This window comes from Rhizobium sp. WYCCWR 11128, from assembly GCF_013416305.1.
GTDB classification, from domain to species: Bacteria; Pseudomonadota; Alphaproteobacteria; order Rhizobiales; family Rhizobiaceae; genus Rhizobium; species Rhizobium indicum.
Genome location: NZ_JACCEZ010000015.1, coordinates 92695 through 114107, shown reverse-complemented (window position 1 = coordinate 114107; position 21413 = coordinate 92695). Strand labels below are relative to the sequence as shown.

The following is a 21413-nucleotide window of genomic DNA, read 5'->3' as shown; positions in this document are numbered from 1 at the left end:
CCCCTGCTCGTCGTCATCGGGACAGTGCGGACTGTCCCGATGAGGCTACGTCTGTCATCGCTTCTTCGCCGAGACGGCCTTAGCGGCCTGATCAATGGTATCGGCGACCACCTTCGGCTGCGTCATGAACAGGGCGTGGCTTGCCGAAACCTTGGTGATCTTCGCCTTGATGCGCTCTGCCATGTGGATCAGCATCGCCTGATCGAATGCCTTGTCTTCGGTAGCGATGACGGCCCAGCTCGGCTTAGTGCGCCATGCAGCATTTTCCAACTTCGTGCCGAACGCCGACATGTTGATCGGGACCTGCGCATCCCTCATGAATGCAACATCCGCATCACTGACGTCATGAGCAAAGCCAGCCTTGAACTTTTCCGGGCTGACATATCCAAAGCCATCTTTCGTGGTCTCAATGACGAATTCCGATGCAGGAGCAAATCCTTGGTATTGCTGTGCCGTTGTCTCGCCGGCATCGGGGGACAGAGCGGAAACATAGACGAGGCCAGCAACCTTTGCGTCGATGCCCGCTTCCGTGATGACCGTGCCGCCCCAGGAATGTCCAACGAGAATGACCGGACCATCCTGCCGTTCCAGCGCACGTTTGGTGGCGGCAACGTCGTCTTCGAGGGAGGTCAGCGGGTTCTGGACGATCGTAACGCGATAGCCGCGCTTGGTGAGATTGTCGTAAACACCCTTCCAGCCAGAACCGTCCGCAAAGGCGCCGTGGACAAGCACAACGTTTCTGACCGGCTGGTCTTGAGAGATGGTGTCCGCTGCGTTCGCCGGCAATGCGGCGGCGGACAGTGAGGCTGCAGCAGCAATTGCGGCTACGGTGGTCGTGGTCTTGCGTGTCATGGCTATCTCCTCGTTAACTGCGATAACTGTTATCGCGATATATGTAAGCTCGCAGACTTTGGGTTTCGCGTCAAGATAATTCTTATCGCGATATTTAATTTCTCTCTAGGATGGGCTATATGGAGTCTACAGGAGCTCACAATGACCGCACGCCATAACGACCCGCCCCCTCTGCACGACCAATTGTGCTACGCAATTTACACTGCTGGTATTGCCATCCAGCGTGCTTACAAGCCCCTTCTCGATGAGTTGGGCCTGACGTACCCGCAGTACCTCGTGCTCAACGTGCTGTGGGGCGAGGATGGGCAGACGGTGGGCGCCATTGCCAATGCCCTTGCCCTGGAATCCAGCACGCTGACGCCGCTTCTAAAGCGCCTTGAGGTATCCGGCCTGCTGCGTAGGACCAGAAACCTGAGCAACGAGCGCCAGGTGTTGATTGCGTTGACCGACGAAGGCAGGGCGTTACAGCACAAGGCTGGTTGTCTCAGCGACACCTTGCTTGCAGCTTCGACCCAGACGCCACAGGAATTGGGCGCTTTGAACCGCGACGTCCGCCATCTCCGCAACGCGATCTATTCCCAGATCGGCGGCTGGGACGCGCCCGCCTGATTTGCCGTGTATGTCGGCGCCTAAGCTGTTGGCACTGTCCCCCCATCGATTGTATATTCGGTACCGGTGATCGATGCAGCCCGGTCCGAGGCGAGGAAGGCAATCAGGTTTGCGACCTCTTCCGGCTTTGCCGGACGCCCCAGCGGAATGCCGCCCAGCCCGTCCATGATGATCTTTTTGCCACCCTCGAGGTCTGTTCCGGCCTGCTTCGCCAGGCGCTCTGCAAGGTGGACCGAAGCTTCCGTTTCGATCCAGCCTGGCGACACCCGAACGACACGAACACCTTTGGGCGAAACTTCCTTCGACATCGCCTTGCTGTAAGTGGAAAGCGCTGCCTTCGCCGCAGCATAGGCCGTCGTCGATTCCGGAAGCGGCAGGACTCTCTGGATGGATGTCACATGCACCACCACACCGTTTCCTTGAGCGACCATGTCCGGAACCAGTTGCCGATCCAGGCGAACGGCTGGAAAAAGGTTGAGCGACAGCTCCTTATGCCAGTCGTCTTCCGACAGTGCAGAAAATCCACCTCCGGCCGCTGAAGAGCCACCCAGCATATGGACGATGACGTCGACGCCGCCAAGGCGCCGCCGTGTGGCCTCTGCGACGATTGCACATCCCTCTTCGGTGGTCAGGTCCGCCTCGACGAACAGATCTTCCGACAGGCTGTCCGGACGGGCCCGAGCGGCTGTCAGCACCTGCGCGCCGAGCTCCCGAAACAGTCTGACGGTCGCGGCACCAGTACCTTTGGTTCCAGCCGTAATGAGGGCCCGTTTGCCTCTCAGGTTGAGAAAGTCGGCCATTATAATATCTCCAGCCTGACGATTCTGTCGTCCTTGATGGTGAAGGCGTGGGTGAGCATCACCGGGCTACCGGGAAACTGGCCGCTCACCCTCGCCCGGACGAGTGCCTTGTCGCCGTCAACCGCGGATTCCACGGGTTCGGCACGGTATTGGGTCGCCTTCTTCGCAGCCACCCACCAGTCGCGGATTGCGACGGCGCCCTGATGGCGAGCGTTCTCATCTTCGACCACGGCATCGACCGCGAGGGTCTTCACCAGCGCATCGGCATCATTGCGACTGTCGGCGTCAAAATACATGTTCACGATATGGGGCAAATCCATCCTGTTTCTCCTCATGATCTGCTCCGATAGTTAGCGCTCGACCATTGCATAGATAAGTGGGATAAACCGGAATGCGGTATTGAACAGATCGGGACAATGGAACATGCCAGCTTGAAGGAACTCGAAGCGGCCATTGCGATTGCCCGGCGCGGGACATTCCGCGCAGCAGCCATCGATCTCGGCATGTCGACCACCGCGCTCAGCCACACCATAGGCAGGCTTGAGGCCGGGCTCGGCGTGCGACTGTTCAACCGCACCACCCGCAGCGTGTCGCTGACTGATGCCGGCAGGCTGTTTGTGCAGCAGGTAGGGCCCACGCTTCAGGATCTCCATGCTGCTCTGGATCTGGTGCGCTCCCACCGCGAGACTCCTTCCGGAACACTACGGATCAACGCAGCGCCGTTTGCGGCGCGCGCCATCATCTCACCGCTCGTGCTGGAGTTCCTGCGCCGCTATCCCGACATGACTGTCGATATCGTTACCGAGGGTAAAATGGTCGATATCGTCAAGGACGGGTTCGATCTGGGCGTCAGGGTTGAAGGCCTCGTTCCCAGCGACATGATTGCCGTTTCGCTCGGCCGGCCTCAGCGACACGCAGTGGTTGGGTCTCCCGAGTATTTCGAGAAACATGGTAAGCCCATGGTGCCTCCGGATCTTCTCAATCACAGGTGCATTCGTGTTCGCCTGCCAGACGGCTCCTTGTTTCGATGGCGGTTCGAAAAAGACGGCGAGCCGGTGCAGATAGACGTGCGGGGGCCAATCGCACTCGATGAGGCCAGCCTTACGCGGACTGCTGTGATCGAAAGCGCCGGCGTGGGCTACCTCTTTGAACAGGACATTCTCTCGGACATAGAGGCGGGGCGCGTTGTTCGTGTTTTAGAAGATTGGACGCTGCCGTATCCAGGGCTATGCCTATACTATCCTGGACGTCGAAATCTATCGGCTGGCGTCCGAGCATTCCTCGACTTAGCTCGTGAGTTCTCCCGAAAAGCGGCTTGACCCACTGCCTTCACCTTGAACGGTTTCGAACCGTTGGCCGGTGAACCCTCCTGCGTCGCTCCTGTCTATCGCCCGCCCTGCTATTGCGCCGGTTCCAGCATCGCGCAATCTTCCCCTCCGGTGCACTCTCCAGAGAGGGTACGCTGACCGAGCGCAATGATAAGGACGGTCGCGGCCCCGGCGGCTGCAGACACCCAGAATCCGCTCTGGGGACCGTAGCTGTCGACGACCCAGCCCGAGACGAAGGCGCCAAGCGCCATACCGATGCCGATGCCGGTCATCACCCAGGTGACGCCCTCCGTCAGCACCGATTCCGGTACACGACGCTCAATCAGTCCGAAGGCCGTTATAAAGGTCGGCGAGATCGCGATGCCGCTGACGAAGACGGCGATAGCAAGCAGGGCTACCGAGCTGCCGGCGATGAGAAGCGGCAGCGAGGTCAGTGCGAGGATCGCAACAGCGATCAGCAACTGACGATGAAGGGGGATGCGCAGATTAAGCGCGCCGAGGGTCAAACCCACTAGGAAGGAACCGAGGGCATAGACACCGATCACCAGGCTTGCCGCATTCGGCTGACCAAGCTCTTTGGTGATGGCGACAACACTCACTTCAGCGGTTGCGAAGGTCGCGCCGACGAAGATCAGCGCGAGTGTGATGATCTGCACCGGACGCTGGCGGATCGCGGAGCCAACCGAAGCTGCGCCGGCGACATGCCGCACCCTCGGCTCGGTGCCGCGCTGCACGATGAAGGCGGCCGTCCCGAGTGCCAGAAAAGCTGTGCTCACCATCATGCCGGCTTCCGGGAAAAGTGACACGGCGAGCCCGACGGACAGTGAGGCGCCGGCGATATAGACCAGTTCGTCCGCCGCACTTTCGAACGCGAAGGCCGTGTTGAGCTCGGGCCGATTGCGAAAGAGTTCCGTCCAGCGCGCCCGCATCAGCGCCGGAATGCTCGGCATGGCTGCCGCGAGGAAGGCTGAGGCGAAGAGCGTCCACACCGGCCAGTTCTGGTTGGTCGCGGTGATCAGCGCGATAAACGCCAGCACGGATACGATGGTTGTGGGAACGACGACTGCCGTTTGGCCCAGCCGGTCGACCGCGCGCGAAATCTGCGGCGAGATCACTGCATTGGTGAGCGCATAGGTCGCCGACACGGCCCCTGCCAGCCAATATTCGCCATGTGCCTGGGAGAGCATGGCAACGATGCCGATCGGCGCCATGGCGATGGGAAGGCGTGCGAAAAAGCCGGCTGCGGAGAAGCCCTTGGCCCCAGGTGCCGCGAATATCTGTTTATACGGATTTGACATGGGACGATCCTTCCAGTTATCGGAGAGAGCACTTATATACGGAGCGTATGTGTTTAGATAATGCATACGTCCCGTATGTCAATGAAAAAGATACGCGGCGTATGCCAATGGAGAAGCAATGCGCAAACCGCGCCAGGAGATGATCGCAGAGACCCGCGGCAAACTTATCGCAGCCGGCCGGCGCGCCTTTGGCACGATCGGCTACGCGGAAGCGTCGATGGACGATTTCACCGGCGAAGCGGGATTGACGCGCGGCGCCCTCTATCACCACTTCGGCGACAAGAGGGGCCTGCTCCAAGCCGTCATCATGGAAATCGACGCGGAAATGACTGAACGGCTGAACGAGGTCTCGGCCGCCGCTCCGACGCGCTGGCAGGGTTTTGTCGACGAGTGCTCCGCTTATATCGAAATGGCGCTTGAGCCCGAAATCCAGCGTATCATGTTTCGCGATGGCCCGGCTGTACTCGGCGACATCTCGCAATGGCAGAACACCCCCGGCTGTATCGCCGCCCTCTCCCGCAGCCTCGACCGTCTCAAGGCCGATGGCGAGATCATCGACATCGACACCGAAACCGCCGCTCGCCTCATCAATGGCGCCAGCAGCCATATGGCGCTTTGGATCGCCAATGCGGAGAATCCGGAGGCTGTTTCGAAGCGGGCGGTCGCGGGATTCAAGGCTATGCTGGGCAGCCTCCGCAGACAGCAATGAGGTGATTGATTTCCCGTTCAGGCGCCGTAGGCCCAGGTCGGTCCTCGACGATCGCGTTCCCGCCCCTCTGTAGCCGCCACTCCACACTCTGATACGTTTTTGGCACTTCTTGAAACATGCCAGATACGCAGACCCGTCAGAGATCACTCCGTCACGAAATGTCGCCCTGGGCGACAAGAACATGGAGTGCCACATGAAGAAGTTTGACAATATTCTCGCCTGGCGCCGGCTTGCCCGCGGAGCAATGGTGATGGCGGCTGGACCGATGTTGCTGTTCCCAGCCGGTTACCTTGTGCCAGCGAGTGCCGCCGACGTCACATCGGCCGGGCCAGCTACGTCCATCGGGGCCGACGAAACGATCCGCCCGTTCCAGATCCACGTTCCGCAGTCACAGCTTGACGATCTGCGCAAGCGCATTGCCGAAACGCGTTGGCCAGATAAGGAGACCGTGAGCGACACCTCGCAAGGCATCCAGCTTTCGCGCGTCCAGGATCTGGTCCGTTACTGGGGCACTGATTACGATTGGCGCAAAGCCGAGGCGGAGCTCAATGCCCTTCCGGAATTCATCACGACGATTGACGGGGTCGATATCCAGTTCATCCATGTGCGATCGCGTCATCCCAACGCCCTGCCGGTCATTCTGACCCATGGTTGGCCGGGTTCGACCTTCGAGTTCATCAAGGCGATCGGCCCTCTTACAGATCCGACTGCTTATGGCGGTAAAGCGGAGGACGCGTTTGACGTGGTCATCCCTTCCATCCCCGGCTACGGCTTTTCGGGTAAGCCGACGGAGCTTGGCTGGGGCCCCGACCGCGTTGCGCGAGCATGGGACGTCCTGATGAAGCGGCTCGGCTACGCGCACTATGTTTCCCAAGGCGGCGACCATGGTTCCGTTATCTCCGACGCGCTGGCGCGCCAGGCACCGAAGGGCTTGCTTGGTATCCATCTCAACATGCCGGCGACCGTTCCGGGCAATCTCACCAAGGCGATCAACAGTGGAGACCCGGCTCCCGCAGGACTGTCGGCGCCCGAGCGTGATGCCTATCAATCGTTGAGCACCTTCTTCGGCCGGAATGCCGCCTATGGGGCCGTGATGGTGACGCGTCCGCAGACGATCGGCTACTCGCTTTCCGATTCGCCGTCGGGCCTGGCTGCCTGGATCTACGAAAAATTTGCGCAGTGGAGCGACAGCGAGGGCATTCCCGAGCGTGTTTTTTCCAAGGACGAAATGCTGAATGACATCACATTGTACTGGCTGACCAACACCGGGGCATCCTCGTCGCGGTTCTATTGGGAAAACAACAACAACAACTTCAGCTCAGACGCCCAGAAGACCAAAGAGATCAAGATCCCAGTGGCAATCAGCGTATTCCCAAAGGAGATCTACCAGGCGCCGGAGAGTTGGAGCAAGGAGGCTTACCCCACGCTGCATTACTACCACCGTGTCGATATGGGCGGTCACTTCGCCGCCTGGGAACAGCCCCAGCTTTTCGCTGAGGAACTGCGAGAGGCATTCAGGTCGGTGCGTTGATGACATCGCCTGCAGAATGACGGCTTGGCAAATCCGCGGCTGAGAGTGGCGAATTCAAAGCCGCGGAGAATCCAGCTCGAACCGTTTCATCAAATCATCCTCATCTCACTGTATTTTCCTGGGGTCAGTTCAATGCGCCACCGGCCGCCAATACCTCGTCCGGCGTATCGACATCGAGCAAGGCTGCGTCGCCAACATCGACATCGAGCACGGGCAAGCCTGATGCCGTGACGATATCGCGCGCGCCGACATCGCCTCTAAGTCTGTGGATTGCCTGATTGAGAGAATGGGGCAGGATAACGGGATTGCCGGGCTTGCCGTGTGAGACGGCGCGCACGACGGCCTTGCCGTCCGCGTTGCGAAATGCGGAAATCAGGGCATCGAGATGCGTCGTGGAAATGCCGGGCATATCGGCCAGCATGACGAGAATGCCTTCGGCGCTGTCAGCGTCATTCGATGAGAAGCCTGCTATGAGTGAGCTCGCCATGCCGCTGGCGTAATCGGGATTGTCGACGAAAGTCAGAGCGAGCCCCTGGAGCGCAGCTTCAATTTCGCTTCTTCGATGGCCCGTGACGACAATAACGGAGGCTGCATCCGCACCGAGCGCGGTCAATGCCGACCGCCGCACAAGCGGCACGCCATCGAACTCGGCCAGCAGCTTGTGCTTCCCGCCGTCACCCATGCGGCTTGCCTTGCCGGCAGCGAGAATGACGATCGCGACCGATGCCTTACGCATGAGCCACCAGTCTTGCCGCGGCGATATCAGCCAGAACCGACAGGGCGAGCGAGGTTGCATCCCGCGTCGGGCCGAACATCCCGATGGGCGCCTTGATACGACCGATGTCGTGCTGCCCGAAAGCCATGGCTGTCAACCGCTCGACCCGCCGACGATGCGTCCGGGTGCTGCCGAGAGCGCCGATGTAGAACCCGGGCGAGCGAAGCGCGGTCTCGAGAATGGCGGCTTCGGCGTCGAGGTCATGATGCAGGAGCACGACGGCCGTGAAGGGGTCGATGATGTCGGCTGCGACCCTGCCCCCCTCGCCCTGTCCCTTGACGATCACGTCGTAGCCGGAAGCTTCGGCCAGTCGTGCGACGGCCTGCGCTTCGATCGTCTGCCCGGAAAGGACGACGCGGGTGCGGGGACGGTAGACCGTCAGGAAATCGCGCTCGAGCCAGCACGCCCGGGGCGGTGGGTCTACCGGTTCGAGCGTCTGCCGCTCTGGCAAATATGCAAGGCCGGCTGCCTGCCTGCGTTCGAGACGCTCCAGAACATGCCGCAAAGCTCCGGCATCTTTCAGGACGTGGATTGCGACGGAGATTCCGCCGCCGCAGGGAAGGACGATGTCGAAGAAGGGCGAGCCGTCGCCGAACTTGACCGTGCGGTCGCGCCCTTGCGCCATTGCAAGAAGCGCTTCGGAAGCGACCGCGGCTTCGACACATCCGCCAGAGACATAGCCGCAGAACCGCCCGTCTGCGGCAACCACCATATGAGCGCCGAGCGCACGCGCCGCTCCGCCTCGGATGTCGACGAGGGTCGCAAGTGCCGCCGCGCCGACATCATGGGCGTCTATCGCGAAGCGAAGCAGTTCCGCAGGATCGTCGGTGGACGAGGCCCTGACGGGAATTGGCGCCGTGATGGGCGCAAGTGTCTGATCCATCGGAAATCCTACAGGAAGTGACGGCGGTCCGCTTTCGAGACCGCCGCCGAAATAATCACGCCACGTCCGGCAAGCCGCCGATGAGCTTGTCAAGCGTCAGCGGATAGTGCCGAACCCTGACGCCGGTCGCGTTGTAGACGGCGTTGGCGATTGCTGCCGCGACGCCGCAAAGGCCAAGCTCGCCGACGCCCTTGGCCTTCATCGGCGAGGACATCGGATCGGTCTCGTCCATGAAGATTACCTCCTGGTGCGGAATGTCGGCATGCACCGCCACTTCGTAGCTGGCGAGATCGTGGTTGACGAAGAAGCCGCGGCGGGTGTCGACCGCCAATTCCTCGGACAGCGCGCCGCCGGCCCCCATCGTCATCGCGCCGATGACCTGGCTGCGGGCGGTGATCGGATTAAGGATTCTTCCCGCCGCACAGACCGCGAGCATCCTGCGGATGCGGCTTTCTCCTGTGGCTATGTCGACGCCAACCTCCACAAAGTGCGCTCCGAATGTCGATTGCTGATGTGTTTCGGTAAGCTCGCCCCATTTGATCGTGTCCTCGCCGACAAGACCATCCGGACCGGCGGCCTCGGCAAGAGGCACCGAACGATTGCCCGAGCGAGCCTCGCCATTCTCGAAGACGATATCTTCGGAGTTGAAGCCGAGCTTCTTGGCGATGGCCTCACGCAGCTTGACACAGGCTGCGTAGACGCCGGACGTGGAAGAGTTCGCACCGAACTGTCCGCCGGAACCCGCAGAAACCGGAAAACGCGAGTCGCCGAGTTGGACGGCGACCTTGTCGATCGTGACCCCCATCATCTCGGCGGCGGTCTGGGCGATGATCGTGTAGCTGCCGGTCCCGATGTCGGTCATGTCGGTTTCCACAGTCACGACGCCTTCCCGGTCGAGCTTTACCCGAGCTCCGGAGGGAAGGACGAGGTTGTTGCGGAAGGCGGCGGCAACGCCCATGCCGACTAGCCAGCTGCCGTCACGCCTGGAGCCCGGCCTTCCTCTTTCACGCCAGCCAAACCGCTCCGCACCGAGCGTGAGGCAGCCGATGAGATTGCGCTGGGAAAAAGGTCGCTGCGGCTTCTCCGGATCGACCTGCGTGTCGTTGACGATCCGAAACTGCACAGGATCGATCCCAACTTTTTCGGCAATCTCGTCGATGGCGATTTCGAGCGCCATCAGTCCGGGGGCTTCCCCCGGAGCGCGCATGGCATTGCCCTCCGGGAGATGAAGCGTCGCCAACCGCATCGCGGTCATCCGGTTTGCACCCGCATAGAGGAGCCGCGTCTGGTTGACGGCGGTCTCCAGTCCGCCGCCCGGAAGGTCGCCAGACCAGCTTTCGTGGGCAATGGCGGTTATCTTGCCGTCACGCTCGGTTCCAATGCGGATCCGCTGGATCGTCGCCGGCCGGTGGGTGGTGTTGTTTATCAGGAGGGGTCGGGGCAAGGCGACCTTGACGGGCCGCTTGACCGCTCGGGCCCCGACAACGGCCAGCACGGCGTCGGCCCGCAGAAATAGCTTACCGCCGAAGCCGCCGCCGATGAACGGCGACATGAGGTGGATCTTCTCCTTGTCGATGTCGAGCGTCGTTGCAAGGTCGGAGCGCCACCAGTCGATCATCTGGCTGGAGGTCCAGACGGTCACCTCGTCGCCGTTCCAGGCCGCGATCGATGCGTGCGGCTCCATCATCGCATGCGACTGGTCGGGCGTCGTATAAGATGCGTCAACAGTGACGGGAGCTGACCTGAAGGCAGCCTCGAAGTCGCCGACCGCGGTATCGGGCTGCTGCGATTCATCCGGCTTGACGGCTGAATCCTTTGCCTTGCCGAGATCGAACACACCCTTTTCTTCGGCATAGTCGACCTTGACCAGGGAGGCTGCGGCGCGTGCCTGCTCGAAGGTCTCGGCGACGACGACCGCGATTGCCTGGTGATAGTGCTGAACCTCGTCGCCGCCGAAAAGCTTGGCGGTGTTGAACCTGCCCTTCTTCCGCTCGCCGATGTCGAGCGTCGTCACCACGGCAAGCACACCCGGAGCCTTTTTGGCGGCGGAAACGTCCATGGACGTGATGCGGCCCTTGGCGATGGCCGCACCGACGGGATAGCCGTAGGCGTAGGACAAATTCGGATCGTGCCACTCATAGGCGTACATCGCCCGGCCGGTCGTCTTGAGCTGACCATCGATGCGGTGGATCGGCTGGCCGACGACCTTCAGATTGTCGATCGGGTTGGTTGTTGCTGGCGTATCGAACTGCATGGCTCAACCCCTTGCTTCAGCAATGACCGCGCCGAGCGTGCGCTCGACCAGGTCCACCTTGAAACGGTTCTGTTCGGTCGGGCGGGCGCCGGCAAGAAGCACGCCTGCCACCGCCCGCGCGCCTTTCGGCAGCTCGGCTTCGGCTGCCTCGATGCGCCACGGTTTGTGGGCGACGCCGCCGACTGCGACCCGTCCTGTGCCGTCCGGCTGGATCACGGCTCCGACCGAGACGAGCGCGAAGGCATAGGAGGCGCGGTCGCGGACTTTGCGATAGATGTGCTTGCCGCCGATCGGGGGCGGTAGCAGGACCGCCGTGATGAACTCGCCGCGCTCGAGAACAGTCTCGATATCAGGCGTGTCGCCGGGCAACCGATGAAAGTCGGCGATCGCAATCGCGCGACGACTGCCGTCGGCCTTGACCGTTTCCACAACTGCATCGAGCGCCCGCATGGCGATGGCCATGTCACTCGGATGCGTGGCGATACACGCTTCGCTTGTGCCGACCACTGCATGCTGGCGGCTGAAGCCGCCGATGGCGGAACAGCCACTGCCCGGCTGCCGCTTGTTGCACGGCTGGTTCGGGTCGTAGAAATAAGGACAGCGCGTGCGCTGCAGGAGGTTGCCGGCCGTCGTCGCCTTGTTGCGCAGTTGCCCGGAGGCGCCCGCGACAAGCGCCCTGGAAAGCAGGCCGTAGTCGCGGCGAACAGTTTCGTGAGCTGCAAGATCGGTGTTGCGGACCAAGGCGCCGATGCGCAGCCCACCCTCCGGCGTGGGCTCGATCTTGTCGAGGCCGAGACCGTTGACGTCGATCAGATGCGTTGGCGTTTCGATCTCCAGCTTCATCAGGTCGAGGAGATTGGTGCCGCCGGCGATGAACTTGGTTTCAGGATTTAAGGCGGCCGCCTTGGCCGCGGCCTCGGCGGATGAGGCGCGTTCGTAGGTGAAGGCTCTCATGCTTTTATCCCCGCGACTTCCGAAATGGCATCGATAATGTTGGAATAGGCGCCGCACCGACAGATGTTACCGCTCATGCGTTCGCGGATCTCGGCCGCAGTGACGGCCGCCTCTGCCGTAAGATCGCCAGTGACGTGGCTCGGTATGTTCGCCTTGATCTCTTCGAGCACCGCCACGGAGGAACAGATCTGTCCCGGCGTGCAGTAGCCGCACTGGAAGCCGTCATGCTTGACGAAGGCCGCCTGCATCGGATGAAGGTTTTCAGGCTGGCCGAGGCCCTCGATCGTGGTGATTTGATCGCCTTCGTGCATGACCGCCAGTGTCAGGCAGGAGTTGATGCGGTGGCCGTCGACTATGACGGTGCATGCGCCGCATTGGCCGTGGTCGCATCCCTTCTTCGTACCTGTGAGATGCAGGTGCTCGCGCAGTGCGTCGAGCAGCGACGTTCTATTGTCGACCTCGAGATCGCGGTTCTCGCCGTTAACCGCGAAAGAAACTTTCGATGTATAGGCCATGTCATTTCCTGGGGACTGTGCCGCCGCGGGCGCCACGGCTCCGGTGACCGCAATCGTTGCGGCCGACGAGATAAGTAGATCTCGGCGGGAAAGTTCCAGTTGTATCCGGCTTGGCATGAACTGTTCCACTTTGCTCGTTGGACATAGGCGCGCGTCAACGCCGTCTGCTGAGGTAGTGCAACTCCGCCTTCTGATTAGGCCCTTTCCGTTGCATACGGTTATCGATCTGGCTCATGAATTCCCCGAGCCGCGGTCATAAGATGCCGCGAACCACATCTTCAATGAAGTTGGCTTGGATGCGGAAGCGCCGGCGGAGTAACACCCGCCGATGCGCGCGAAAAAAAGCAGCGCCATGCGCAAAAAATGATGCTTTTCCGGCTTATCTTTATTCCCTACTCCCTATCGAAGCAGGTGACGAAAAGGGATGACCGCATGCCCACGCCGTTTTACTGGAACGAGCTCAATACATATGATTTTGCCGACCTCTCTCCCGAGACCACGATTGCCGTTCTGCCCATCGCCTCGACGGAACAGCACGGCCCGCATCTGCCGATCGCAACGGATGTCGCCATCGCGACCGGCATGCTGGCGGAGCTGAAGAGGCAGCGGCCGGAGGATCTGGACATCCTGGTCCTTCCGACACAGGAGATCGGCAAGGCCAACGAACACATCCACGGCCCCGGCACGCTGTCGCTCAGTGCAGAGCTGCTCATCCCCGTCTGGACGGCGATTGGTGCCAAGGTTGCCGAAGCCGGGCTGCGGAAGATGGTGATCGTCAATTCCCACGGCGGCAATGTCGACATCATGAGCATCGTCGCGCGCGAACTGCGCGTGCGCCATCAAATGGCGGTGGTCTCCACGCAATGGGGCCGTTTCGGTCATCCGGAAGGCATGGTCAGCGATCATGAGAGCAGATACGGCATCCACGGCGGCGATGTCGAGACGTCGTTGATGCTGCATTTCCGCCCCGAGCTGGTGCGCATGGACAAGGCGCAGAACTTTGCCTCGAAGGCCGAAGGGATGCGGCAGCAATCCAAATATCTTCAGCCTCTACCACCGCATTCGCTGGCCTGGATCGCGCATGACCTCAATCCCCTCGGCGTGGTCGGCGATGCCTCGATCGCCACGGCCGAAAAGGGCGAGGCGATCTGCAGCCATCAGGTCAAGGGGTTTGTCGAGCTGCTCCGGGATCTCAAGGCCTATCCGCTTTCGAATCTCTATGTGAAATAGGCTCAGCGGCCGGTTTCACATCCGGTGGGATATGACCCTTGGCCTGCAATTCCTGCACCAGGCCGAGCAGTTCGGCGAGAAGATATTCGACGAAAAGGCTGGTCGCTGCGTCGAGGGGCGCGCGGGCACGGGCAAACAGCTTCATCTGCTGATAACGCGTATGCGGCTCGGCGATCGGGCGGAAAACGAGTTCACCGCGCCGGCATTCGGTGATGACATCGAGCGGATTGAGCAGCGTCAGCCCCGTGCCGCATTTGACCAGCTGCTTCAGCATCTCCGATGCATTGGTTTCCAGCACCGGCTCGACCGAGATTGGCAGGCGCGCAAAAGCAAGGTTGATCACCTCGCGCAGGCTGGTGCCCGGCTGCGCCAGAACCAGTTTTTCCTGGGTGACATCGGCCAGGTTGATTGGCCCGGGGCCGATCAGGTGATGCCCTGGCGGCAGCACGACACCGATCGGGATATCGAAATTTCCGAGCGTGCGGATGCCAGGCGTGGCGGGGATGTTGAACCCGAGACCGATATCCACCTCGCCTGATACAACGGGGCTGGCCGTCGTGCCGCCGGTGTCGTTGCGCAGTTGGACGAAGACGCGCGGATGCTCTGAAAGAAAGCGCGCGATGATTTCGGGCAGCGGCCCGGCGGCAAGCCCAACGGTCGTCACCATGCGCACCTTGCCTGCCTGCTGCATCTTGAGGCTGCGGATGCGCCCTTCCAGGCGCTCGTAATTCTTCAGCACGTCCCGGATATGCTCGATGCAGAGTTCGCCGGCAGCCGTCAGCCGCAGGCCACGCGGGAGCCGTTCGAAAAGCGGCGCTCCGATCTCCTCCTCCAGCGCCAAAATCTGCCTGTTGACTGCCGACGACGCCACATTGAGGCGCGCGGCCGCCTTGCGGATCGAACCGCAACGAGCAATCTCGTTGATGTAGAGAAGGCGTCTGGAGTGCAGCATGGTCTCTCCGATGCATAAATTTTGCGCAGGGCGCACAAATTATCTTCAGCTTTCCGACAGATGCCGAAAAGGCATCAATGCGCACGAATTTTGATGCTTTTCAAAGCGCATGGCAATGGCTCAAATTCCCTCAAAAGGAGGCCGAGCAAGGTCTCCCTCGGTCAAAAAGGGGAACTGCCGACCATGTTGAAAGCACAGACGAAGACGCAATTCCTGAGCTGCCTCGGCCTCGCCTCGATGCTTGCCGCCGCCTCGCCGGCGCTTGCCCTCGACAAGGTGAGCTACGGGACGAACTGGCTTGCCCAAGCGGAACATGGCGGCTTCTACCAAGCCGTCGCCGACGGCACCTATGCAAAATACGGCCTCGACGTCACCATCGTCCAAGGCGGCCCGAATGCTGCAAACAGCGCGCTGCTGATCTCCGGCAAGCTCGATTTCTACATGGGTGGTCCGCAGGGAGAGATATCCGCTGTCGAGCAGGGCATTCCGCTGGTCGATGTCGCCGCGATCTTCCAAAAGGATCCGCAAGTACTGATCGTCCATCCGGATAACGGCGTCGACAAGTTCGAGGACCTCGCCAAGCTGAAAACGCTGTTCCTCAGCAAGGATGGCTACCTCACCTATTTCGAATGGATGAAAGCCAACTTCAAAGGCTTCAAGGACGAGCAGTACAAGCCCTATAACTTCAGTCCCGCCCCCTTCCTCGCAGACAAGGAGTCTGCCCAGCAGGGATACCTGACCTCCGAACCCTACGAGATCCAGAAGCAGGCAGGCTTCGAGCCAAAGGTCTTCCTGCTCGCCGACAACGGCTACTCACCCTATTCGACGATGATCACGACAACGCAGGCGATGATCGATGGCAAGCCCGATGTCGTGCAGCGCTTTGTCGATGCCTCGATCGAGGGCTGGTACAATTACCTCTACGGCGACAACGCCAAGGCGAACGCGCTGATCAAGAAGGACAATCCTGAAATAACGGACGGCCAGATCGCCTATTCGATCACCAAGATGAAGGAATACGGCATCATCGAATCCGGTGACAGCCTCGACAAGGGCATCGGCTGCATCACCGACGCCCATTACAAGAAGTTCTTCGACGAGATGACTGCCATCAAGGTCTTCAAGACCGACACCGACTATACCAAGGCCTTCACGACGAAGTTCGTCTGCAAGGGCGCCGGAATGGCGCTGAAGAAATAAGCCTCCCAGGCCAGGTCCGCCGCTTATCTGGCGGCGGACCGCACTCCTTCGATAAATGAGCGAGAAAATGTCCCTAGCCGAAACCAAGGCGGCGCCTTCGAAGGAAGCGAGAAAGCGGCCGCTGGTCGTCATGCAGTCAGTGTCGAAGGTCTTTTCCAGCGGCACGACAGCGCTTTCGGGCATGTCGCTGACGGTCGAAAGCGGCGAATTCATCAGCCTGCTTGGCCCCTCCGGCTGCGGCAAGTCCACGGCGCTGCGCATCATCGCAGGCCTTGGCGACATCACCGCGGGCAAGATCGACTGGCCAAGTTCACGCATCAATTCGAAGGGCCAGCCTGAAGGCGATATCGGCTTCGTCTTCCAGGAGCCGACGCTGATGCCGTGGAAGACCGTTTTCGGCAACGTCTACCTGCCGCTGAAACTGCGCGGGATCTCCAAGGCGGAAGCCCGCGACCGGATCACCGAAGCGCTGGCGACCGTCAATCTTCAGGATTTCGCCGATGCCTATCCGCGCGAACTCTCCGGGGGCATGAAGATGCGCGTGTCGATCGCCCGCGCGCTGGTGACAAAGCCGAAGCTGCTGCTGATGGACGAGCCTTTTGCCGCACTCGACGAGATCACCCGCCAGAAGCTCAACGACGACGTGCTGCGGCTGTGGAAGGCGACCGGCATTACCGTGATCTTCGTGACGCATTCGGTGTTCGAATCCGCTTATCTCTCGAACCGGATCGTGGTGATGAAGGCGAGACCCGGCCGCGTGCATGCCGATTTTCCGCTGACCACCAGCCTCGAGCGGGATTCGCATTATCGAACCTCGGAACAATATCGGCAGGCCTGCGAAAAGGCGTCCCGTTCGCTGATCGAGGCGATGGGCGGATCGGAGGAGCACTGATGAGCGTCGAAAGCATCGAAGCCGCCGAAGCCGTATCCCCGCCCGCCTCCCAACCGGCGAACGCCCGGCGGCGTGAGCTGGCGCTGCGCATCACCGTGCCTTTCCTGGTCATCACCGTGCTCATCATCACTTGGGAGCTTTACGTGGTGCTCTCGGGCGTTCCGCCATACATCCTGCCCGGTCCCGGCGCGGTGGCTGCGGCCTTCGTCAATGATTGGGGCACGCTGGCGCCGGCCCTCTGGGTCACGACCAAGATCACCTTCATCTCGCTGATGCTGGCGCTGATTGGCGGCGTGGGGTTTGCAATCTTCCTGGTGCAATCGCGCTGGATCGAGATCGCCTTCTATCCGCTCGCCGTTATCCTGCAGGTGACGCCGATCGTGGCGATCTCGCCGCTGATCCTGATCTACGCTCCCTCCACGCAGGTCGCGCTGCTCATCTGCGCCTTCCTCGTCGCATTCTTCCCGATCCTTTCGAACATGGTGCAGGGCCTGAAGAGCGTCGACCATAACCTCATCAACCTCTTCGAACTCTATGGTGCCTCGCGCTGGCAGACGCTGATCCATCTGAAGATCCCGGCCGCCCAGCCCTATTTCATGACCGGTCTTCGCATCGGTGGCGGGCTTGCGCTGATCGCCGCCGTCGTCGCTGAATTTGCCGCGGGCTCCGCCGGTGCCGGCTCCGGCCTCGCCTTCCGCCTGCTGGAAGCGCAGTACCGGATGAACATCCCGCGGCTCTTCGCGGCGCTGTTGATGCTCTCCATGCTTGGCGTAGCGATCTTCGGCCTCACCACCCTCATTGCCTGGCTGAGCCTTCACCGCTGGCATGAAAGCAGCATCAAACGGGAAAACTGATGACCTATTCCTTCATATCCCCGCCGAATGCGGCCCGCTTCGTGCTGAGCAATGCGACAGTGCCCGCCATCACCGTCGAACATGTCGGCGTGCCGGTCACGGAAGGACTGGCCACGGTCGATATCGTCATCAGCGACGGCATGATTGCCGCCATCCGGCCGGCCGGCGCCGCACCCGCCGATTATGCCAGGATCGATCTCAAGGACGGCATGGTCTGGCCGTGTTTTGCCGATATCCATACCCATCTCGACAAGGGCCATATCTGGCCGCGCCAGGCCAATCCCGACGGCAGCTTCATGGGCGCGCTCGATGCCGTCAGGGCCGACCGTGAAGCCAACTGGTCGGCCGCGGACGTCAAGCGGCGGATGGAATTCTCGCTCCGCTCCGCCTATGCCCATGGCACCAGCCTGATCCGCACGCACCTGGATTCGCTTGCGCCCCAGCATCGCATCTCCTTCGAGGTCTTTGCCGAAATCCGGGATGCCTGGAAAGACAGGATCGCACTGCAGGCGGTCGCCCTCTTCCCGCTGGATGCCATGGCAGACAGCGCCTTCTTTACCGATCTCGTCACAACAATCCGGCAGAGCGGCGGCCTGCTTGGCGGCGTCACACGGATGGGGCCGGAGCTTGTCTGGCAGCTCGACACGCTCTTCAGGACTGCCGCGGAGCATGGCCTAAATATCGATCTGCATGTCGACGAGACGGATGACCGCGGCGCCGAGACGCTGAAGGCAATTGCCGAGGCCGTGCTGCGCAACGGGTTCGGGGGCAAGGTGACCGCCGGCCATTGCTGCTCGCTCGCCCGCCAGGACGAAGACACCGCCGCGCGCACCGTCGAATTGGTCGCCAAGGCAGGGATCGCGGTCATCGCGCTGCCGATGTGCAACATGTATCTGCAGGACCGCCATCCCGACCGCACCCCGCGCTGGCGCGGCGTCACCCTGTTCAAGGAATTGGCCGCCGCCGGCGTCGCGACTGCGGTCGCATCCGACAATACTCGTGACCCCTTCTATGCTTATGGTGATCTCGATCCGGTCGAGGTCTTCCGTGAGGCCGTCCGGATCCTGCATCTCGACCATCCGCTCGATACCGCCGCCCGTGTCGTCACCACCTCGCCCGCCGCCATCGTCGGACGGCCGGACAAGGGCCGCATCGCCGCCGGCGATCCGGCCGATCTCGTGCTCTTCAGCGCGCGGCGCTGGAGTGAATTCCTGTCCCGTCCGCAGTCTGACCGCGTCGTGCTTCGCCGCGGCAAGGTGATCGACCGCAGCCTGCCGGATTACCGTGAACTCGATAACGTCGTTGGAGCCTGACATGGCCGATTATCAGAAGATCAAAAAAGAACTCGAGGGCATCGCTGTTGAGGACAATCCAGCGCTGGTGCGCCAGAAGAGCCGGGATTTCTATTGGTACTCGCCGATCCTGAAGGCGCAGCTCGACAATGTTTCCGCCGATCTCGTTGTCACGCCGAAGACCGAGGACGAGGTCATCCGGACGCTGAAGGTCGCCTATGCGCATGGCGTGCCGGTCACGCCGCGCGGCGCCGGCACCGGCAATTACGGCCAGGCCATGCCGCTTTCCGGCGGTATCGTGCTGAACCTTGCGGCGATGGACAAGATCAAGGAGATCCATCCCGGCCGTGTCGTCTGCGAACCGGGCATCGTACTTGCCCAACTCGACAAGCAGACCAAGGCCCATTCCGGCCAGGAGCTGCGCTTCCACCCCTCCACCGCGCAGACGGCGACGGTCGGCGGCTTCATCGCCGGCGGTTCCGGCGGCGTCGGCTCGATCACCTGGGGCGGCTTGCGCGACCTCGGAAATATCCTGCGCCTGCGCGTCGTCACCATGGAAGCCGAACCGCGCGTGCTCGATCTCACCGGCTGGGATCTCCAGAAGGTGAGCCACGCCTACGGCACGAACGGCATCATCACCGAGATCGAGATGCCGCTTGCACCCGCCTATGACTGGGTCGATGTGCTCGTCGGCTATGACGATTTCATGGAGGCGGTGCGCTTCTCCGACGCGCTGGCGAAATGCAATGGCATTCTCGTCAAGGAGATCGCGCCGATCGCAGCTCCCATCCCTTACGACTATTTCACCCGCCACAAGCCCTATATCCGTCAGGGCCAGTCGATCGTCGTACTGATGATCGCGCCACATTCCATGGATGCCTTTCTGGCTTTCACGGCGGCGCAGAAGGGCGAGATCATGTTCCGCTCCGACAAGGTGGAAAGCATGCGCGGCATCCCGCATGCCTATGAGCTCGCCTGGAACCACACGACATTGCGTGCCCTGAAGGTCGATCCGAGCTTCACCTATCTGCAGGTTCAATATCCGGGACCCGATCATGTCGCCAAGGTCCGGAAGATGATGGAGATCTTCGGTGACGAAGTGCCGGGTCATCTCGAATTCATCAAATTCGACGGCCAGATCCAGTGCTCCGGCCTGCCGCTGGTGCGTTATACCACCGAGGAGCGGCTGGAGGAGATCATCAAGATCCACCAGGACAATGGATGCCCGATCTTCAACCCGCACCGCTACACGCTCGAAGAAGGCGGCATGAAGCGCACCGACGCGGTGCAGCTCGCCTTCAAGCAGGAAACCGATCCGAAGGGCCTGCTCAATCCCGGCAAGATGATTGCGTGGGACAATCCTGATTTCGATTTCAACGCCGGCAAGAATTATCTCTTCCCAGGCCTGGCAGCCGTCATGGAGGCGTCATGAGGGTTCTTGTCCTCCACTCTCACCCGGTCGAGGAAAGTTACGGCAAGGCGCTTTACCGGCAAACCGTCGAGAGCCTTGAGAAGGCCGGGCATATGGTGGATGGCTGCGACCTCTATGAAGAGCAGTTCGATCCGGTGCTCTCGCGCTACGACCGGCTCGTCTATCACGACTATCCGGAAAACCTGAAGCTGGTGGGATCGCACGTCGAACGGCTCAAGGCGGCCGAGGGGCTGGTGATCTGCACCCCGATCTGGAACTTCGGCTTTCCGGCAATCCTGAAAGGCTATTTCGACCGTGTATGGCTGCCGGGCGTGTCCTTCGAGCTGGTCAACGGCAAGGTGGAATCGCGGCTGCGCCACATCCGCAAGCTCGCGGCCGTCCTGACCTATGGCGCAACACCCTTCCGGGCCTTCGCCGCCGGCAACCCTCCAAAGAAAATCGTCAAGCGCGTGCTGAGGGCGCAGATCAATCCGGTGAGGCCGGTGACGTTCCTCGCCCATTACGACATGAACAATTGCACGCCGGAGACGCGGGCAAAATTCCTCGCCCGTGTCGGAGGCGCGATGGAGCGCTTTTAGAAGATTTTCGCGGCCGTAACCTCGACTTCGACCAGGAACTCAGGACGCGTAAAGCCGCTGATGACGAGCAAGGTCGAAACCGGCTTCGGATCGAGCGTATAGCGATCCCGCACGGCCATATAGGCCGGGAAATCCTCACGGCGGGTGACGAAGCCCGAAATGCGGATGACGTCGGCAAAACTCATTTCCGCCTCTTCGAGGATCGCCTTGATCGCCTCGAAGCAGAGTTCAGCCTGAGCACTGATATCGCTCGGAACAGTATTGTCGAGACCGATACCAAGCTGACCCGACGTGACCAGAAGCGATGCGCCGGGCGGCACCAGCAGGCCGTGATTGTAATTTCCAAAAGGCCGGCGCACCGAGGCCGGATTGAAGGTCTTCTTCATCGATCGCTCTAAGTTTCCTATAGGTCCGCAGATCCCGCGACCCTACAGGATGCGGCAAGATATGAGAATATCGCTGTCCTCCACGATGT

At 61.2% G+C, this 21413-nt stretch carries 22 protein-coding genes; 11 read left to right on the top strand and 11 right to left on the bottom strand.

Annotated elements, in window-relative coordinates:
- Window positions 1–54 precede the first annotated feature (54 nt).
- A complete protein-coding gene (locus HX898_RS30310) occupies window positions 55–852 on the bottom strand; it encodes an alpha/beta hydrolase (protein WP_138330716.1) in 798 nt (265 codons plus the stop codon).
- 141 nt (window positions 853–993) lie between these two features.
- Here HX898_RS30310 and HX898_RS30305 point away from each other — a divergent pair, with 141 nt between their 5' ends.
- Complete coding sequence (locus HX898_RS30305; RefSeq protein ID WP_011649065.1) at window positions 994–1461, top strand: MarR family transcriptional regulator; 468 nt, start codon at window positions 994–996, stop codon at window positions 1459–1461.
- A gap of 20 nt (window positions 1462–1481) precedes the next feature.
- Here HX898_RS30305 and HX898_RS30300 read toward each other — a convergent pair whose 3' ends face one another.
- Both HX898_RS30300 and HX898_RS30295 read right to left on the bottom strand, forming a co-directional pair.
- Window positions 1482–2261, bottom strand: coding sequence for an SDR family oxidoreductase (locus tag HX898_RS30300; protein ID WP_131643476.1), 780 nt, complete (start codon window positions 2259–2261; stop codon window positions 1482–1484).
- Window positions 2261–2581, bottom strand: coding sequence for a nuclear transport factor 2 family protein (locus HX898_RS30295; protein ID WP_011649067.1), 321 nt, complete (start codon window positions 2579–2581; stop codon window positions 2261–2263). Before HX898_RS30295 ends, HX898_RS30300 begins: the two co-directional genes overlap by 1 nt.
- A 96-nt stretch (window positions 2582–2677) precedes the next feature.
- Between HX898_RS30295 and HX898_RS30290 the strand changes: the two genes are divergently transcribed.
- Window positions 2678–3580, top strand: a complete 903-nt coding sequence (locus tag HX898_RS30290; RefSeq protein WP_171597882.1) for a LysR family transcriptional regulator — start codon at window positions 2678–2680, stop codon at window positions 3578–3580.
- A gap of 80 nt (window positions 3581–3660) precedes the next feature.
- Here HX898_RS30290 and HX898_RS30285 read toward each other — a convergent pair whose 3' ends face one another.
- Entirely contained in the window at window positions 3661–4887 is a 1227-nt protein-coding gene (locus HX898_RS30285; RefSeq protein ID WP_180196575.1) for an MFS transporter, read from the bottom strand.
- Between the two features lie 118 nt (window positions 4888–5005).
- Between HX898_RS30285 and HX898_RS30280 the strand changes: the two genes are divergently transcribed.
- Window positions 5006–5596 (top strand): TetR/AcrR family transcriptional regulator, encoded by a 591-nt coding sequence (locus tag HX898_RS30280; RefSeq protein WP_026238463.1) that lies wholly within the window; start codon window positions 5006–5008, stop codon window positions 5594–5596.
- Window positions 5597–5789: 193 nt separating this feature from the next.
- Entirely contained in the window at window positions 5790–7127 is a 1338-nt protein-coding gene (locus HX898_RS30275) for an epoxide hydrolase family protein (RefSeq protein WP_180196584.1), read from the top strand.
- 124 nt (window positions 7128–7251) lie between these two features.
- On the opposite strand, the gene HX898_RS30270 is transcribed toward HX898_RS30275, so the two are convergent.
- The 5 genes from HX898_RS30270 to paoA are packed head-to-tail and all read right to left on the bottom strand — an operon-like array spanning window position 7252 to window position 12637.
- Window positions 7252–7863: an NTP transferase domain-containing protein gene (locus HX898_RS30270; protein WP_180196574.1), complete on the bottom strand. Its 612-nt coding sequence runs from the start codon at window positions 7861–7863 to the stop codon at window positions 7252–7254.
- On the bottom strand, window positions 7856–8785 hold the full coding sequence (locus HX898_RS30265; protein WP_180196573.1) for an XdhC family protein: 930 nt from the start codon (window positions 8783–8785) through the stop codon (window positions 7856–7858). Before HX898_RS30265 ends, HX898_RS30270 begins: the two co-directional genes overlap by 8 nt.
- Window positions 8786–8840: 55 nt before the next feature.
- Window positions 8841–11039 (bottom strand): aldehyde oxidoreductase molybdenum-binding subunit PaoC, encoded by a 2199-nt coding sequence (gene paoC / locus HX898_RS30260; RefSeq protein WP_180196572.1) that lies wholly within the window; start codon window positions 11037–11039, stop codon window positions 8841–8843.
- Window positions 11040–11042: 3 nt separating this feature from the next.
- Complete coding sequence (locus tag HX898_RS30255) at window positions 11043–11993, bottom strand: xanthine dehydrogenase family protein subunit M (RefSeq protein ID WP_180196571.1); 951 nt, start codon at window positions 11991–11993, stop codon at window positions 11043–11045.
- The gene (gene paoA, locus HX898_RS30250) at window positions 11990–12637 is read right to left on the bottom strand and encodes an aldehyde dehydrogenase iron-sulfur subunit PaoA (protein ID WP_171597874.1); all 648 of its coding nucleotides are present in this window, start codon (window positions 12635–12637) and stop codon (window positions 11990–11992) included. Before paoA ends, HX898_RS30255 begins: the two co-directional genes overlap by 4 nt.
- A gap of 234 nt (window positions 12638–12871) precedes the next feature.
- Here paoA and HX898_RS30245 point away from each other — a divergent pair, with 234 nt between their 5' ends.
- Window positions 12872–13738 (top strand): creatininase family protein, encoded by an 867-nt coding sequence (locus tag HX898_RS30245; RefSeq protein ID WP_171597873.1) that lies wholly within the window; start codon window positions 12872–12874, stop codon window positions 13736–13738.
- Here the strand turns inward: HX898_RS30245 and HX898_RS30240 are convergent.
- Window positions 13701–14690, bottom strand: coding sequence for a LysR family transcriptional regulator (locus HX898_RS30240; protein ID WP_138390336.1), 990 nt, complete (start codon window positions 14688–14690; stop codon window positions 13701–13703). The two genes, HX898_RS30245 and HX898_RS30240, sit on opposite strands and share 38 nt — an antisense overlap.
- Before the next feature lie 183 nt (window positions 14691–14873).
- Here HX898_RS30240 and HX898_RS30235 point away from each other — a divergent pair, with 183 nt between their 5' ends.
- From HX898_RS30235 to HX898_RS30210, 6 genes are all read left to right on the top strand, one after another.
- Complete coding sequence (locus tag HX898_RS30235) at window positions 14874–15890, top strand: ABC transporter substrate-binding protein (protein ID WP_180196570.1); 1017 nt, start codon at window positions 14874–14876, stop codon at window positions 15888–15890.
- Window positions 15891–15957: 67 nt separating this feature from the next.
- On the top strand, window positions 15958–16782 hold the full coding sequence (locus HX898_RS30230) for an ABC transporter ATP-binding protein (protein ID WP_180196569.1): 825 nt from the start codon (window positions 15958–15960) through the stop codon (window positions 16780–16782).
- Window positions 16782–17636: an ABC transporter permease gene (locus tag HX898_RS30225; RefSeq protein WP_180196568.1), complete on the top strand. Its 855-nt coding sequence runs from the start codon at window positions 16782–16784 to the stop codon at window positions 17634–17636. The genes HX898_RS30230 and HX898_RS30225 overlap by 1 nt, the downstream gene beginning before the upstream one ends.
- A complete protein-coding gene (locus tag HX898_RS30220) occupies window positions 17636–18949 on the top strand; it encodes a cytosine deaminase (protein ID WP_138390340.1) in 1314 nt (437 codons plus the stop codon). Before HX898_RS30225 ends, HX898_RS30220 begins: the two co-directional genes overlap by 1 nt.
- A gap of 1 nt (window position 18950) precedes the next feature.
- A complete protein-coding gene (locus tag HX898_RS30215; RefSeq protein WP_180196567.1) occupies window positions 18951–20360 on the top strand; it encodes an FAD-binding oxidoreductase in 1410 nt (469 codons plus the stop codon).
- Window positions 20357–20938 carry an NAD(P)H-dependent oxidoreductase gene (locus tag HX898_RS30210; RefSeq protein WP_180196566.1) on the top strand — a complete coding sequence of 194 codons (582 nt, stop codon included), beginning with the start codon at window positions 20357–20359 and terminating at the stop codon, window positions 20936–20938. Before HX898_RS30215 ends, HX898_RS30210 begins: the two co-directional genes overlap by 4 nt.
- On the opposite strand, the gene HX898_RS30205 is transcribed toward HX898_RS30210, so the two are convergent.
- Complete coding sequence (locus HX898_RS30205) at window positions 20935–21324, bottom strand: Rid family hydrolase (RefSeq protein WP_180196565.1); 390 nt, start codon at window positions 21322–21324, stop codon at window positions 20935–20937. The genes HX898_RS30210 and HX898_RS30205 overlap by 4 nt on opposite strands.
- Window positions 21325–21413: the final 89 nt, after the last annotated feature.